Origin of the sequence: Nocardia takedensis NBRC 100417, assembly GCF_000308695.1 — a bacterium.
Lineage (GTDB): Bacteria > Actinomycetota > Actinomycetes > Mycobacteriales > Mycobacteriaceae > Nocardia > Nocardia takedensis.
Map to the genome: position 1 here is coordinate 28449 of NZ_BAGG01000002.1, position 12445 is coordinate 40893.

14 protein-coding genes are annotated in these 12445 nt (G+C 69.7%); 7 read left to right on the top strand and 7 right to left on the bottom strand.

Annotation, left to right across the window (positions count from 1 at the left end; genetic code table 11):
• Positions 1-81: 81 nt before the first annotated feature.
• The 3 genes from ON30_RS00295 to ON30_RS00305 form a co-directional block, all read right to left on the bottom strand.
• Positions 82-609 (bottom strand): hypothetical protein, encoded by a 528-nt coding sequence (locus tag ON30_RS00295; protein ID WP_040703223.1) that lies wholly within the window; start codon positions 607-609, stop codon positions 82-84.
• A 180-nt stretch (positions 610-789) separates the two neighbouring features.
• The gene (locus tag ON30_RS00300) at positions 790-1413 is read right to left on the bottom strand and encodes a superoxide dismutase (RefSeq protein WP_040703225.1); all 624 of its coding nucleotides are present in this window, start codon (positions 1411-1413) and stop codon (positions 790-792) included.
• Positions 1414-1658: 245 nt separating this feature from the next.
• The gene (locus ON30_RS00305; RefSeq protein ID WP_040703227.1) at positions 1659-2270 is read right to left on the bottom strand and encodes a hypothetical protein; all 612 of its coding nucleotides are present in this window, start codon (positions 2268-2270) and stop codon (positions 1659-1661) included.
• 493 nt (positions 2271-2763) lie between these two features.
• Between ON30_RS00305 and ON30_RS00310 the strand changes: the two genes are divergently transcribed.
• The 4 genes from ON30_RS00310 to ON30_RS00325 all read left to right on the top strand — a co-directional run bounded on the left by ON30_RS00310 (position 2764) and on the right by ON30_RS00325 (position 6019).
• Positions 2764-3120: a rhodanese-like domain-containing protein gene (locus ON30_RS00310; protein WP_051028773.1), complete on the top strand. Its 357-nt coding sequence runs from the start codon at positions 2764-2766 to the stop codon at positions 3118-3120.
• Between the two features lie 60 nt (positions 3121-3180).
• Positions 3181-4269, top strand: coding sequence for a DUF4328 domain-containing protein (locus tag ON30_RS00315; protein ID WP_040703228.1), 1089 nt, complete (start codon positions 3181-3183; stop codon positions 4267-4269).
• Positions 4266-5027, top strand: a complete 762-nt coding sequence (locus ON30_RS00320) for a glycerophosphodiester phosphodiesterase (protein WP_040703229.1) — start codon at positions 4266-4268, stop codon at positions 5025-5027. Before ON30_RS00315 ends, ON30_RS00320 begins: the two co-directional genes overlap by 4 nt.
• A 71-nt stretch (positions 5028-5098) precedes the next feature.
• Entirely contained in the window at positions 5099-6019 is a 921-nt protein-coding gene (locus ON30_RS00325) for a DUF5926 family protein (protein ID WP_040703230.1), read from the top strand.
• Positions 6020-6347: 328 nt separating this feature from the next.
• On the opposite strand, the gene ON30_RS00330 is transcribed toward ON30_RS00325, so the two are convergent.
• The 4 genes from ON30_RS00330 to ON30_RS00345 all read right to left on the bottom strand — a co-directional run bounded on the left by ON30_RS00330 (position 6348) and on the right by ON30_RS00345 (position 10264).
• Positions 6348-6896 carry a ferritin gene (locus tag ON30_RS00330; RefSeq protein ID WP_040703231.1) on the bottom strand — a complete coding sequence of 183 codons (549 nt, stop codon included), beginning with the start codon at positions 6894-6896 and terminating at the stop codon, positions 6348-6350.
• A gap of 112 nt (positions 6897-7008) precedes the next feature.
• On the bottom strand, positions 7009-8481 hold the full coding sequence (locus tag ON30_RS37025) for an LCP family protein (protein WP_083911059.1): 1473 nt from the start codon (positions 8479-8481) through the stop codon (positions 7009-7011).
• Between the two features lie 97 nt (positions 8482-8578).
• Positions 8579-9367 carry a CPBP family intramembrane glutamic endopeptidase gene (locus ON30_RS00340; RefSeq protein ID WP_040703233.1) on the bottom strand — a complete coding sequence of 263 codons (789 nt, stop codon included), beginning with the start codon at positions 9365-9367 and terminating at the stop codon, positions 8579-8581.
• 135 nt (positions 9368-9502) lie between these two features.
• Positions 9503-10264 carry a DUF2470 domain-containing protein gene (locus ON30_RS00345; protein ID WP_040703236.1) on the bottom strand — a complete coding sequence of 254 codons (762 nt, stop codon included), beginning with the start codon at positions 10262-10264 and terminating at the stop codon, positions 9503-9505.
• Positions 10265-10390: 126 nt separating this feature from the next.
• Here ON30_RS00345 and ON30_RS00350 point away from each other — a divergent pair, with 126 nt between their 5' ends.
• From ON30_RS00350 to ON30_RS00360, 3 genes are read left to right on the top strand one after another with little or no spacing between them, the layout of a single operon-like run.
• Complete coding sequence (locus ON30_RS00350) at positions 10391-10813, top strand: hypothetical protein (protein WP_040703420.1); 423 nt, start codon at positions 10391-10393, stop codon at positions 10811-10813.
• Positions 10814-10860: 47 nt separating this feature from the next.
• A complete protein-coding gene (gene pheA / locus ON30_RS00355; protein ID WP_040703238.1) occupies positions 10861-11775 on the top strand; it encodes a prephenate dehydratase in 915 nt (304 codons plus the stop codon).
• Entirely contained in the window at positions 11772-12434 is a 663-nt protein-coding gene (locus tag ON30_RS00360) for a histidine phosphatase family protein (protein ID WP_040703240.1), read from the top strand. Before pheA ends, ON30_RS00360 begins: the two co-directional genes overlap by 4 nt.
• Positions 12435-12445: the final 11 nt, after the last annotated feature.

A 12445-nucleotide genomic window follows, 5' to 3' on the forward strand; every position in this document is an offset into this window, starting at 1 on the left:
TGGTGCGGCTGGGTGGGCGCACAGAGTTCGGCCCCCGGCGCCGACCGGCACCGGGGGACGAAATTCGGAGATCCGCGCTGCTCAGGCGGCCAAGAGCATGGCCAGCACGGCCGTGTCGGGATCGCTGATCGGGTCCAGGCCCACCCGGCTGACCAGGGAGGTCACCGTGCCGTCGGACTCCGCCTCGGCCCACGCCGCGCGATGCTCCAACCCCAGATGCGGCACACCCGGCAACAGCACGCACCCCGAGGCCGCGCCCGTGCACTCGGGCAGCGACGGGCGGGTCTCCGACGGCGGATGCAGCATCAGCAGCGCGGCGGGCACGTGCTCGGCGAAGCGGCCCGGCGCGAGCGCCTCCTCGCCCAGGACCGTGCCCTCGGCCATGACCAGCCCCACCGTGCCCGGCATCGGCTCGTCCGGCAATTCCTCGCGGACGCCGAAGACCGTGGTCGTGGTGAGCAGGCCGGGCAGCGTGGCCACCCGCACCGCGAGCACCAGGACCTGCGCCCATTCCTTGGTGGTGTCCGGCCACCGGCCGGAGATGACGAATCCGCGCAGCGATCCTCGCGCGTGGAACGGTGTGATCCCGATGGGTTCGTTCGCCCGCATGATGCCTCCCGTCAGGGAACCGGGGGCGGCTCTGCCCGTCCTCGAACTGTGGAATCCGACAATGACCCATGGATCACCTGGCACACAAGTACCAGAGAGTGCCGGCGGTCGGGCTCGGGAAACGAGCGAGCCCCGACCCCCGCGTGACGCGGTGACCGGGGCTCGAGCGGAAGGGTCGGCTCAGCCGAAGATCAGACCCTTGCCCTGGCTGACGGCGCGGGCGAAACGCTCCTGCACGTCCTCCCAGTTGACGACGTTCCAGAACGCGGTCACGTAGTCGGCCTTGACGTTCTTGTACTGCAGGTAGAAGGCGTGCTCCCACATGTCGACCTGCAGCAGCGGGATGATGCCCAGCGGGACGTTGGCCTGCTGGTCGTAGAGCTGGAAGGTCAGCAGCTTCTGGGCGAGGGTGTCGTAGCCGAGCACCGCCCAGCCCGAGCCCTGCAGTCCGTTGGCCGCGGCGGTGAACTGCGCGCGGAACTTGTCGAACGAGCCGAACTGGTCGTCGATGGCCGCGGCGAGCTCGCCGACCGGCTTGTCGCCACCGTTGGGGGAGAGGTTCTTCCACCAGATCGAGTGGTTCACGTGACCACCGAGGTGGAAGGCGAGGTTCTTCTCGTTGAGGAAGATGGCGGCGTGATCGCCGGCCTCGCGAGCCGCTTCCAGCTTCTCGAGGGCGGTGTTCACACCCGCGACGTAGGCGGCGTGGTGCTTGGAATGATGAATTTCGTTGATCTGCCCGGAGATATGAGGCTCCAGGGCGCTGTAGTCGTAATCCAGATCTGGCAGCGTGTACTCAGCCACGATGTCCCTTCCTATGTCGGGCTGGATGCGCCCGGACTCTCCGACACACCCAACCATCATTCGTACACCCGCTGGGTCCAACCCGGTCCCGAGCCCCCGCATTCCGACATACCCCCGTTTTCCCGGCATATCGGAACCGATTGCGGCGGTGTGATCCTCGAACGGACCCCGCGCGTGTTCGATCGAACCATCTCGACCACCGGTCGGCCACCGGGCCCGCGCGGGTGTCGCGGGGCGGGGCCGACTCAGAGCGGCGGGGTGATCCCGGGGCGGATGGTCCGCGGATCGCCCGCGTCGTGGGCCTCCCACCAGCGCACACCGCCCGCGATGAAATCGGCCAGCGCGATCTCGCGGCCCTCGGCGTCGTGGATCGTCATGGTGTCGAACCACACCCGCACATCCAGTTCGCGCGGGTCGATGCCTTCTTCTTGGGAGAACTCGATGACGTGCGGGCAGATGTGGTCGTCGAAGCGGGCGTCGAAGCTCAGCAGTTCCCGCCACAGCGCCCACCCGCTGTCGTCCAGGTCGACGAATTCCCAGCCGTGCAGTCGGCCGCCGCCGAAACTGCGCACGGCTTCGTCGAGGCCGTCGAGTTCCAGGGGCAGGACGCGGGCGTCCACGTCGTCCCAGCGGTGTTCGCGCAGCGAGGCGGCGATCCGGCCGACGCCGCCCAGGCTCAACGTGACTTTGGCGTCGTGGCCCGGCAGCGCGTCGCCGGGCAGTGTCAGCACCTCGAGGTCGAGTCGGAACGCGCGTGCGCCGACGTCGACCCGCAGTCCGCGGCAGGTCGCCTCGGAGAGCGCGGTGTTGAGTCCGATGGTGTCCGATCCGTCGAGTAACCCCCTGCTGACGTTCATGCGTTCAGGCTACCGAGCACCGGGACGGGAACCCGGTATTTCACTTTTTCGCCGGTGTTCTCGTTTTCGGTGGAACCGAATCGATGTCTGTTCCGTCCAAGTAGATGTCGGAACCGGTGCGGCCCACTCGCCCGTCTGCAGTGACGGAACGGGGGAGTCATCGGCCTCCGCGGCAGTGGCGAATGACCGATCCGGGATGTCAGGAGGGGAGTTCCGGAACGGTCGTTCGCAACGCAACGTTTCCCCGCCGGACATCTCGATAGCCGAACGGTAACGCGCAGGCCCGATCTCGGTGCCGCAGCCTGTGGATCAGCCTGTGGATTATGTGGATAACTCCCGGTGAGATATGCACAGCCCGGTACACAACGGGGCGGATAGCTGAAAATACGGCTGATAACAGACCTGAAGTCCACTTAGCCCCCGAATCCGGGCTCCGGGCATGAGGCGGGGCGGGTACTCCCCGGGGTCGCGGCGGTCGTGGCAGGATCGAATCGTGACGAGCCCCGAGATTCCGTCGGTTCCGGCCCGGGACCTCCCCGCCGAATTCGACCGGCCCCGGCCCGATCGGGCGATCCTGCTCGACGTCCGCGAGGACGACGAATGGGAACTCGGACATGCCCCGGGCGCGATCCACATCCCGATGGTCGACGTGCCCGCCCGCCTCGACGAACTCGACTTCGACGCCGAACTCTACGTGGTGTGCAGGCAGGGCGGCCGATCCCTCGAGGTGGCACGCTACCTGGCCCACGTCGGCGTGGAGGTGACCAACGTCAGCGGCGGGATGGTCGCCTGGCAGCAGGCCGGACGCCCGCTGACGGCCGAGGGCGACCGGCAGGCGAAGATCTACTGACGAGGACGAGGTGCGCGGCGACGAGCGCGGCGTCGCGCTCGTGTCGCTGAGGAGGCAGCCATGAGTACGGTGGTGCAGCCCTGCGCGCGCTGCGGTGCGCGCTGGGCGGTGCAGGGGTCCCCGATGCACTGGTGCCCGCGCTGCCGCGGCGTGCTGCTGTCGCCCGCGCCCATCGACGCGCCGCCGGAGCGACGCAACTACCGGTGGGTCGCGCGTCGCCCGGACCACCGGCCGCGCCGTCCCGACGCCGAATACCGGCCCGCTCCCGCCACGGCCGTCCCCGCCTACGACCACATCCCGCGCTGGGGGCTGGTCGATCGACCCCGACCGGACGCCGCTCCCGCCCCGCGCGGCTTCGCCCGCCTGGCCACCCGGGTCCGGCTGCTGCTCGTGCTGACCGCGCTGGCCTTCGGCGTCACCGCGTTCGGCGAACTCCTGCGCTACCTGCTGTTGCTGCGCAATCGCACCCGGCTGATCGACCCGCTGGTGCTGCGGCTGTCCGACGCGCTGGTCACCGTGCCCGCGCTGCTGGCCGTCGGCGTCGGTTTCGCCGCCGCCATCGCCCTGGTCGCCTGGTTGGTCGGCGCGCGCGCCGCCGCCTACGCCGCCGTGGGGCAGCGCGATCCGCGCGCGCCGCGCACGCTGGTGCTCGGCTGCCTGATTCCCGTGGTCAACCTGCTGTGGCCGGGTGTCTTCCTCACCGAGTTGGCCGACCGAAGCGACGATCCGCGCGCGTCCCGGGTCGTGCGGGCCTGGTGGGGCGCGTGGCTGGTCGGCGGCGCGCTGGTCGCGGCGGCGCTGGTGTGGCGCACCGCCGACTCGTTGCAGGCCCAGGCCGACGGCGTGCTGTTCACCGCCTTCACCGACGCGTGGGCGGCCGGGCTCGCCGTGCTGACCCTGGTGGTGGTCCGCTACCTCGACGGCCGCGACCCGCGCGGCGGACCGCGCGCTCCGCGCCGCTGGGTCGTGGCCGCCGATCCCGCCGTCCCGGTGATCGAACCCGTCCAACCCGGTGCGGTCGCCGCCGAGTCGCCCGCCCTCGAGGGGGGCCGGGATGCGGACGAGGCGCGCATCGCCGAAGATCGGGTGACCGATCGGGAGATCGACAACGCCGTGGACCGTCGGAAAGAGGAGGTTGTGGCCAAGTGAGCCAGGGCAGTCGCGCACCATTCGTCGTCGCGCACCGAGGAGCGTCGGCGGCGCGCCCCGAGCACACGCTCGCCGCGTACGAGCTCGCCCTCGAGGAGGGGGCCGACGGCGTGGAATGCGACGTCCGACTGACCAGGGACGGCCATCTGGTCTGCGTGCACGATCGCACGGTGGACCGCACCTCCTCCGGGTCCGGACTCGTCAGCGAGATGACGCTGGAGGAGTTGCGCGCCCTCGACTTCGGCGGCAACGGCGAACCCTCGCCGGTCCTGACGCTGAGCGAGCTGATCGGGCTGGTGCTGGATTGGCGCAGCAGGCCGACCAAGTTGTTCATCGAGACCAAGCACCCGGTCCGCTACGGCGCGCTGGTGGAGAACAAATTGCTCGCCGAACTCCAGCGCTTCGGCATCGCCGCCCCGGCCTCGGCCGATCATTCGCGCGCGGTCGTGATGTCGTTCGCCGCGACGGCGGTGTGGCGCATCCGCCGCGCCGCGCCGCTGCTGCCGACGGTGCTGCTCGGCGAATCCTCGCGCTACCTGGGCGGCGGGGCCGCGACCACGGTCGGCGCCACGGCCGTCGGCCCGTCGGTCAAGACGCTGCGCGAACATCCCGAACTGGTCGACAAGGCCGCCGCGGCGGGCCGGGCCACCTACTGCTGGACGGTCGACGATCCGGACGACGTCCGGTTGTGCGCGGATCTCGGCGTCAGCTGGGTGGCCACCAACCATCCCGGCCGCACCAAAGCGTTGCTGGGTTAGTCGAACCCCGCCGCGAGACATCCGCGCCCAGCGACGAGTGTGGCGCGCGCGGGGGAGTAGTTTGACCATCCGTGGGAAAGAGCAAGCGCAATACTCCGAAGCCCGGAGGTAACCGGGCCCAGCGGCTGGCCGAGCGTCGGGTCGCTCAGGAGCAGGCGGCCGCCGCGGTCGCGCGTCCCTTCGAGGGTCTGGCCGCCGAATGCGATCTGGTCGCGCTGCGGGAGTTCGTGCCGTCGGCGACGGCGACGCTGAAGTTGTCACCCGACGTGGCCGCCGAGCGGTCGGTGGTGCTGGCGACGGTGCTGCCCGGCGCGGTGGCGGCGCTGGTGCGCGCGGGTGAGCAGCCGGTCGGCTACGTGGGTGTGCAGGTGCAGGCCCAGGGCCTCGATCCGGCGGCCGACATCGCCGCGGCGATCCTGTGGACGCAGTCCGCGGAGCCGGGCGATTCGCTGAGCGCGGTGCACGCCACCGAAGGCGGTCCGTCGCTGGCCGACGTGCTGGATCGCGGTGCGGACCTCGAGTTGACCGTGCACCAGGACTTCGACTGGTGGGTGCCCGAGGGCGTGCAGCCCGACGCGCAGGTCGCGGCGACCATCGAGCAGGCCAAGGAAGCGATCATGCCGTCGGCGCGACTGGATCTCGGTCCTGACGCGATCGGCGCGGCCTGGTGGGTGGACGCGGGCGAGAAGGCCCACATCCGCTGGGTGCGCCCCGAGGACGAGGACGATCTGATGTTCGCGCTGGCCCGGCTGCACGCCGCGGGCGGACTGCATCTGGGCGAGGGTTCCCGGTTCGCGGGTTCGTTCCGCACGCACGGTCTGCTGGTGCCGGTGTTCGATCTGGACCCGGAGCGTCATCCCGACGAATGGGTCGCCCCGGCACGGGAATTCGGTGTCCGGCTGGCCCAGGCGGTGGCGGTGGACGCGCCGCTGACCAGCGAGGAGCGGCGTTCCCGGGACGGATTGCGGTCGCGGCAGGTCACCCTGCGCTGATCCGCGCCGGTCGCGGCGGGGGCCGAAAAATTCGCCGGAAGAATTTTGTGAAAAACGCTTCTTTCGGATCTGTGCGTCGGATAGGTTCTCCTCATCACCATAAAGGTGGTGATGGTGAGGAAGACCTCACCGTACAGATGAGGAAAGTAGGTCCCCCATGGAAATCATCACCGCGCTGCTCACCGCCCTCCTGAGCTCGCTGAGCGCCGAGTAAAGGCTCCACCAACGGCATTTCCGTGGCCGTAGCGCACACTGCGGCCACCACTGTGTTTCCAGTGATCGGTCCAGCTCGTCGCGACGAGCTGGACCCTCACGGAAAATTCGGAATTCAGATGCTTCCGCCCGCGACCGACGGCGCGCCGGAAGCATCGGCGGGTTTGTTCATCTCCCTGGCGACGAAATTCTCCAGATCGAAGAGATTCGATTCGGCGCGCCGGGCGACGGTGAGCAGGGTGGTCATCTTGGCGACCTCCTCGACCTGCTCCTTCAGGAACCACTGGACGAACTGCTCGCCCAGGTAATCGCCCTCCTCGCGGGCCGTGCTCGCCAACTGCACGATCTGGTCGGTCACCGACTTCTCCTGGGCCAGCGCGAGGGCGATCGGCTCACGGACGTCCTCGAACGACGACTTCGCCGAATCGACGCCGGTGAACTCGACACTGATATCCCGGTCCAGGAAGTACTGCACGATCATCAGCGCGTGATTGCGCTCCTCCTCGGCCTGCTTGTAGAAACGCTTCGCGAGGACGGGCAGATCCGATTTGTCGAACCACACCGCGATCGCGATGTATTGGTGTTCGGCATTGAATTCGTGACGGATCTGGTCGTGCAACAGTGCGTGGAATTTACTGCGCGGGGATTCGAGCTGGCTGGACATACCTCGACATTAACGCCGGTCAGCGCGGCTGTCATCCAAGCTCACCCTTATTGAGGCAAGTATTGCCTAATCAATTGCGCGGTGCGCCCGACCTTTTCGGGCGCACGCGTCGTCAATTCGTCAGAAGGTCTTCGGGGACAGGTCGATCCGCCGCCAGCGCCTCGAAGAAGCGGCTCGCCTTGGTCTTGTCCCACACCACGACGTTGCCGCTCGCGGTGTCCTCGAACCCGCCGATCGGCACCGTGGTCGCCACCGTGTCACCGCGCAGCGACCATCCCAATTTGCCCAGATGCCACAGGTGGTCGCCCTCGTCCACCTTCAGCGATCCGACGGTGTCACCGGCCAACGGCCACAGCGTGAACGGGTTGGCCAGCGTCGAACCGCTGGTCGCCTTCTTCAACAGCGCCGCCATGAACAGGCGCTGATTGTTCATGCGATCGATGTCGGCGAGCGCGGTGGCGCGGGTGCGCACGAAACCGAGGGCGGTGGGACCATCCAGTTTCTGGCAGCCCGGTTGGAGGTTGATGCCCGCCAACGGATCATCGATGGCCTGCGGCACGCACACGTCGATGCCGCCCAGCGCGTCCACGATGCCCGCGAAACCGGCGAAACCGACCTGCGCGTAGTGGTCGATGTGCAGGCCCGTCGCCGTTTCCACCGTCTGCACCAGCAGTTGGGGTCCGCCGATGGCGAAGGCGGCGTTGAGTTTGTCGCGGCCGTTGCCCGGAATACTGACGTAGGAGTCGCGCGGCAGGCTGATCAGGGTCGTGTTCCCTGATTCCGGGATGTGCACCAGCATGATCGTGTCGGTGCGTTCCGGGCCGACCTCGCCGCCGGTGGCCAGTTCCTGTTCCTGCTCCGAGGACAGTCCGCCGCGCCCGTCGGAGCCGACGAGCAGCCAGTTGGTGCCGGGGGTGTCGCCCACCCGGTCGGTGTAGTCGGTGAGCGCGTCGATGCGTACGAGTTTGCCGTCCAGATGGACGACGGCGCCGACCACCGCGAGGATCAGCGCCAACAGGATCACCAGGGACCACCGGAACAGGTGGAGTTTGCGTCTGCGGCGCGGGGGACGCGGTTGACCTCCCTGCTGTCCCGGCCCGGAACGCGACGGCGGCGGCGGGACTTCGCCGGAACGGCGCGGTCGCCGGGCGGGCGCGGGTGCGTGCGCCGAATCGTCGAACGGTTCGGGCTTCTGCGTGGGCGCGTGCTGTTGGCGCGGCGGGCGCTGCTGTGGCGGGCGCTGCTGCGGGGGGCGTCGCTGGGCGGGCTCCTGCGGCGCGCGCGAATACGCGAGGGGCTGAGCGTGATTCTCGTCACCGCGCAGAACCCGGGTGGGCTCCACGCGCCGCGGACCCTGCTGACGGGCGCCGGGCTGCTGCGGAACCTGCTGATTCGGCCCCTGCCGCTGCGGCGGACGCGGGCCGGGCTGCCCCTGGCCCTGCGGCCGCGGCGGTTGCCCGCGCCCGGGCGGCATCGGCGGCGGCACCGGTCGATCGGGGCGCTGCCCCGGCCCGCCGCGGTGTCCGGGGGGTGGCGGCGGTACCCCGCGCCTGCGGGCGTTGAACTGGGGATCTTCGCCGTTCATCGTTCCGACTCTACTGATCGAGGAATGCTGCGGGTGGTCGCGCCGAGGCCATCGCCGCGCACGTTCCATCGATGAATCCCGCCCGCGAGCGCCGCCGTTACGGCAGCCAGGAAACGTGACCCTTCAGCAACGTATAGCCGATGTAGGCGACCGCATCGATGGTCGCATGCGCGAGCACCAGCGGCCAGAGTCGTCCGGTGCGTTGCCAGAACCGGCCGAAGATCAAACCCATCACCACGTTTCCGAGCCCGCCGCCCACCCCCTGGTACAAGTGATAGCTGCCGCGCAGCGCGGCCGAGGCCAGCAGCGCGGAATTGTCCGACCAGCCCAGCGACCGCAGTCGGGTGAGCAGGTAGGCCACCACCACGACTTCCTCGGCCACCGAATTCGCGCAGGCCCACAGGATCAGCGCCGGCAACCGCCACCAGTGCTCCTCGAGCGAGCTCGGAACTATGGTGACGCTCACACCCATGGCGTGCGCGATCAGATACAGCCCCAACCCCGGCAGTCCGATGATCGCGGCCAACGCCAGACCGGGCAGCACATCGCCGCGCAGTCGGATCCGCGCCAGCCCCACCAGTCGCGGACCGATCCCGCTGCGCCACAGCAGATACAACGCCAACGCCGCCCACGCCGTGAGCCGCAGCACCCCGAGCAACTGGAACAACAGGTCGATCAGCGAATTCGTCGACCGGGAAGCGTTGAGCGCGACAGTCTTCCCGCCCACGCCGCCCGGTGCCAGGGCGCTCTCGATCAGCGAGAGCAGGGCGCTGAGCCCGCTCAGCCCGAAGGTGACCGTCAGCACGATCGCGATCTCGACCCGGATCGCGAAGCGCCGCCGCCGCTCCGATTCGTCGCTGTCCCATCCGCCCTCGGCCGCGCTCATGCGGTCGAATCTATTGCGCCCCGAGCATCGGTGGGGGACCGGACGGGCGAACCGCGGGTGACGCGCACGCACAGGCCGTGCGCGATGAGGTGGGGTGTCGGATCAGGTGCGGTGTCGGATCGGCTGCGGGGGAGGTCAGATGCGGCGCAGGCCGTTGAGGAACGGGCAGCCCGCCAGGGTCCTCACCGCGCGCCCCAGGGATTCGACGTCGTCGGCGGGCGCGTTGAAGGGCAGGCGGAAGTCGTGGTCGCCGTTCACGCCCTCGACGCGCAGCGTGATGCCGTAGCGGTCGATGGCCAGCGGATGCACCGAACCGGTCTGCAATTTCGGCGGCAGGTGCCGGGCGAGTTGGGCGATGACGTCGCCGTGGTCGGTGTCCATGTGTTGCAGCCAGGCCGATTCGACCGCGCAGAACGGGTCCGGTTGGGCCAGGCGCAGATCGTCGACGCGGACCGCTTCGGCGCCCGTCGCGTCGGCCATCACCGCCGATCCGATGACCAGGCGCAGCAGGGTGGCGGTGTAGCCGATGTCGAGCAGTGCCGGATGCGGGTGGTCCTTGGCCACTTCGGCCGCCAGGGCCCGCTGCGCGGGGGCGGGCACCGAGCGGACGACGCCGCGCAGCCAGACCAGCGCCCGCACCGGTTCACGCAGCGCCAAAGGCGCGTGGTCGGTGAGTTCGAGGACGGCGGCCGTGCCGCCGGGACCGGTGCGGCCGATGAGGCAGGCCGCGGTCGAATCGGAGGGGACCGCGATGACGACGTCACCGCAGTGGCGCAGGTAGTGCACCGAGGTCTGGGTGGGGTCGACGCCGGGCAGGGCCAACACCGCGTGCTCGGCGTGGGCGCATGCGTTGCGCACCCGCTCGGCAGTGGACGGTGCGACGGTCTGGTTCGGCATGCGGACCTCCGGAAGGGCGCGACGGAGAATTAGGTAAACCTAAGCTAAGTCACGAAGGTCACTTCCGCAACTGTTCCGTGCACCGGGATTCCCGTGTCGCGCACCGCCCGCGATACCGTGGAGCGCGTGGTGAACGGAACGCGGCCCGCCGGCGACGAACCGGTGCTGCTCTCGCTGACGACACCGTCGCGCCGCGACCTCGTCACCGGCCTCACCCGCCCCGTCGGCGCGACGGAGGCCACCGTCCCCCGCCTGAACGCCGACCTGCCCGACCCCGACGTTGCCGACTTCCTCGCGGGCATCGCCCACACCGACAGCGGATTCGTCGCCCGCACCGACGACGGCGAACGCGCGGTGGCAATCCTCGCGGCAACCGCCGCCGCCCTGTGCGGCGAGGACATCCGCGCGGCGCTGGCCGCCCCCGACCGCGCCTTCCTGCGCGGCCTGAAACCGGCCGCTGTCGAGGCGATACGCGAAGTTCTGCACGCCGTCGAAACCGACCGGCCCGACCTCGTGGACGCCGCCCTCGCAGGTCTCGCCCCCGGCTGACCCGCGATCTTGGAGCATCCGCCGTCCACGCCAGTAATCTCGTAGACGTGCCGCGAATCGCGTACTTCGGACCCTCCGGAACCTTCACCGAGATGGCCCTCGCCGACCTCGAGACCTCGGGCGCCTTCGACGCGCCCGTCGAACGTGTCCCCGCCCCCAGCCAAGGCGCCGCCCTCGACCTCGTCCGCGCGGGTGAGGTCGAAGCCGCCGTCGTGCCGATCGAGAGTTCGGTGGAGGGCTCGATCGCGGCCACCCTGGACTCCCTCGCCATCGGCGCGCGCCTGCAGATCATCGCCGAAACCGAACTCGAGGTGAGCTTCGCCATCGTCGCCGCCCGCGAGATGGCGCTGAGCGAGGTGAAGGTGCTGGCCGCCTACCCGGTCGCGGGCGCGCAGGTCCGCGAATGGGTCGCCCGACACATGCCGCAGGCCCGCGCCTACACCTCCTCCTCCAACGCAGGGGCCGCCGAGGACGTGGTGGACGGCCACGCCGACGCCGCGGTCTCCACCGCGCTGGCCGGGCAGCGCCGCGGACTCACCGCCCTGGCCACCGGCGTCGCCGACCACGACCAGGCCGTCACCCGCTTCGTGCTGGTCACCCTGCCGCGCGTCGCCCCGGCGCCGACGGGCGCGGACCGCACCTCGATCGTGTTCGAGTTGCCCAACGAGCCGGGCTCGCTCATGCGCGCCTTCGCCGAATTCGCCACCCGCGGCATCGACCTGACCCGCATCGAATCACGGCCCACCCGAACGGGAATGGGCACCTACCGCTTCTATCTCGACTGCGTCGGACATATCGACGACACCGCGGTGGCCGAGGCGCTCAAGGCGCTGCACCGCACGGCACGGATACGTTTTCTCGGCTCCTGGCCCGCCACCTCGGCGACCGGCACACCGCCGCCGTCCGACGAATCGGCGGCCCAGTGGCTGATCCAACTACGAAAGGGGGTGGCGGACCTATGAACGGCAGACTGATCCTGGTCCGGCACGGGGAGACCGAAGGCAACGTCGCCAAGATTCTCGACACCAGGGTGCCCGGACTACCGCTGACCGAACGCGGTGCGGCGCAAGCGAAGACGTTCGGCGCGGGCCTGCTCGCGCCGCCCACCGCGCTGTTCTCCTCGGCGGCGCTGCGCGCCCGCCAGACCGCGAGTCACATCGAGGAGGCCACCGGGGTGTCCTCCTCGATCCTCGACGGCGTGTTCGAGGTGCAGGTGGGCGATATGGAAGGGCTCAACGACCCGGCCTCGCACGAGAAATTCCAACGCGTCTACCGGGCCTGGCACGAAGGCGATCTCGCGCAACGCCCGCCGGGCGGCGAATCCGGGCACGAGGTGCTGGCCCGGTTCCTGCCCGCCGTGGAGACACTGCGCACCGACTTCCTCGCCGCTCCCGACGCGGGCGATGTGCTGGTGGTCAGCCACGGCGCGGCCATGCGCCTGGTCGGCCGGGTCCTGGCCGGTGTCGAACCGCCCTTCACGACCAACAACCACCTCGACAACACCGAGACGATCGAACTGATCCCGCGGGTGGACGGCGGGTGGGAATGCCTCCGCTGGGGACGCTTCGTCCCGCCGTTCACCTACGAGGTCTCGCCCACCCCCGACGATCCGATGGGCTGATCCGGTATCCC

What these genes read in the sequence shown, in the direction of transcription:
- ON30_RS00295 (WP_040703223.1), bottom strand. Translation starts at nt 609, where the DNA reads ATGCGGGCGAACGAACCCATCGGGATCACACCGTTCCACGCGCGAGGA.
- ON30_RS00340 (WP_040703233.1), bottom strand. Translation starts at nt 9,367, where the DNA reads ATGAGCGCGGCCGAGGGCGGATGGGACAGCGACGAATCGGAGCGGCGG.
- ON30_RS00315 (WP_040703228.1), top strand. Translation starts at nt 3,181, where the DNA reads ATGAGTACGGTGGTGCAGCCCTGCGCGCGCTGCGGTGCGCGCTGGGCG.
- ON30_RS00330 (WP_040703231.1), bottom strand. Translation starts at nt 6,896, where the DNA reads ATGTCCAGCCAGCTCGAATCCCCGCGCAGTAAATTCCACGCACTGTTG.
- ON30_RS00345 (WP_040703236.1), bottom strand. Translation starts at nt 10,264, where the DNA reads ATGCCGAACCAGACCGTCGCACCGTCCACTGCCGAGCGGGTGCGCAAC.
- ON30_RS00305 (WP_040703227.1), bottom strand. Translation starts at nt 2,270, where the DNA reads ATGAACGTCAGCAGGGGGTTACTCGACGGATCGGACACCATCGGACTC.
- ON30_RS37025 (WP_083911059.1), bottom strand. Translation starts at nt 8,481, where the DNA reads ATGAACGGCGAAGATCCCCAGTTCAACGCCCGCAGGCGCGGGGTACCG.
- ON30_RS00360 (WP_040703240.1), top strand. Translation starts at nt 11,772, where the DNA reads ATGAACGGCAGACTGATCCTGGTCCGGCACGGGGAGACCGAAGGCAAC.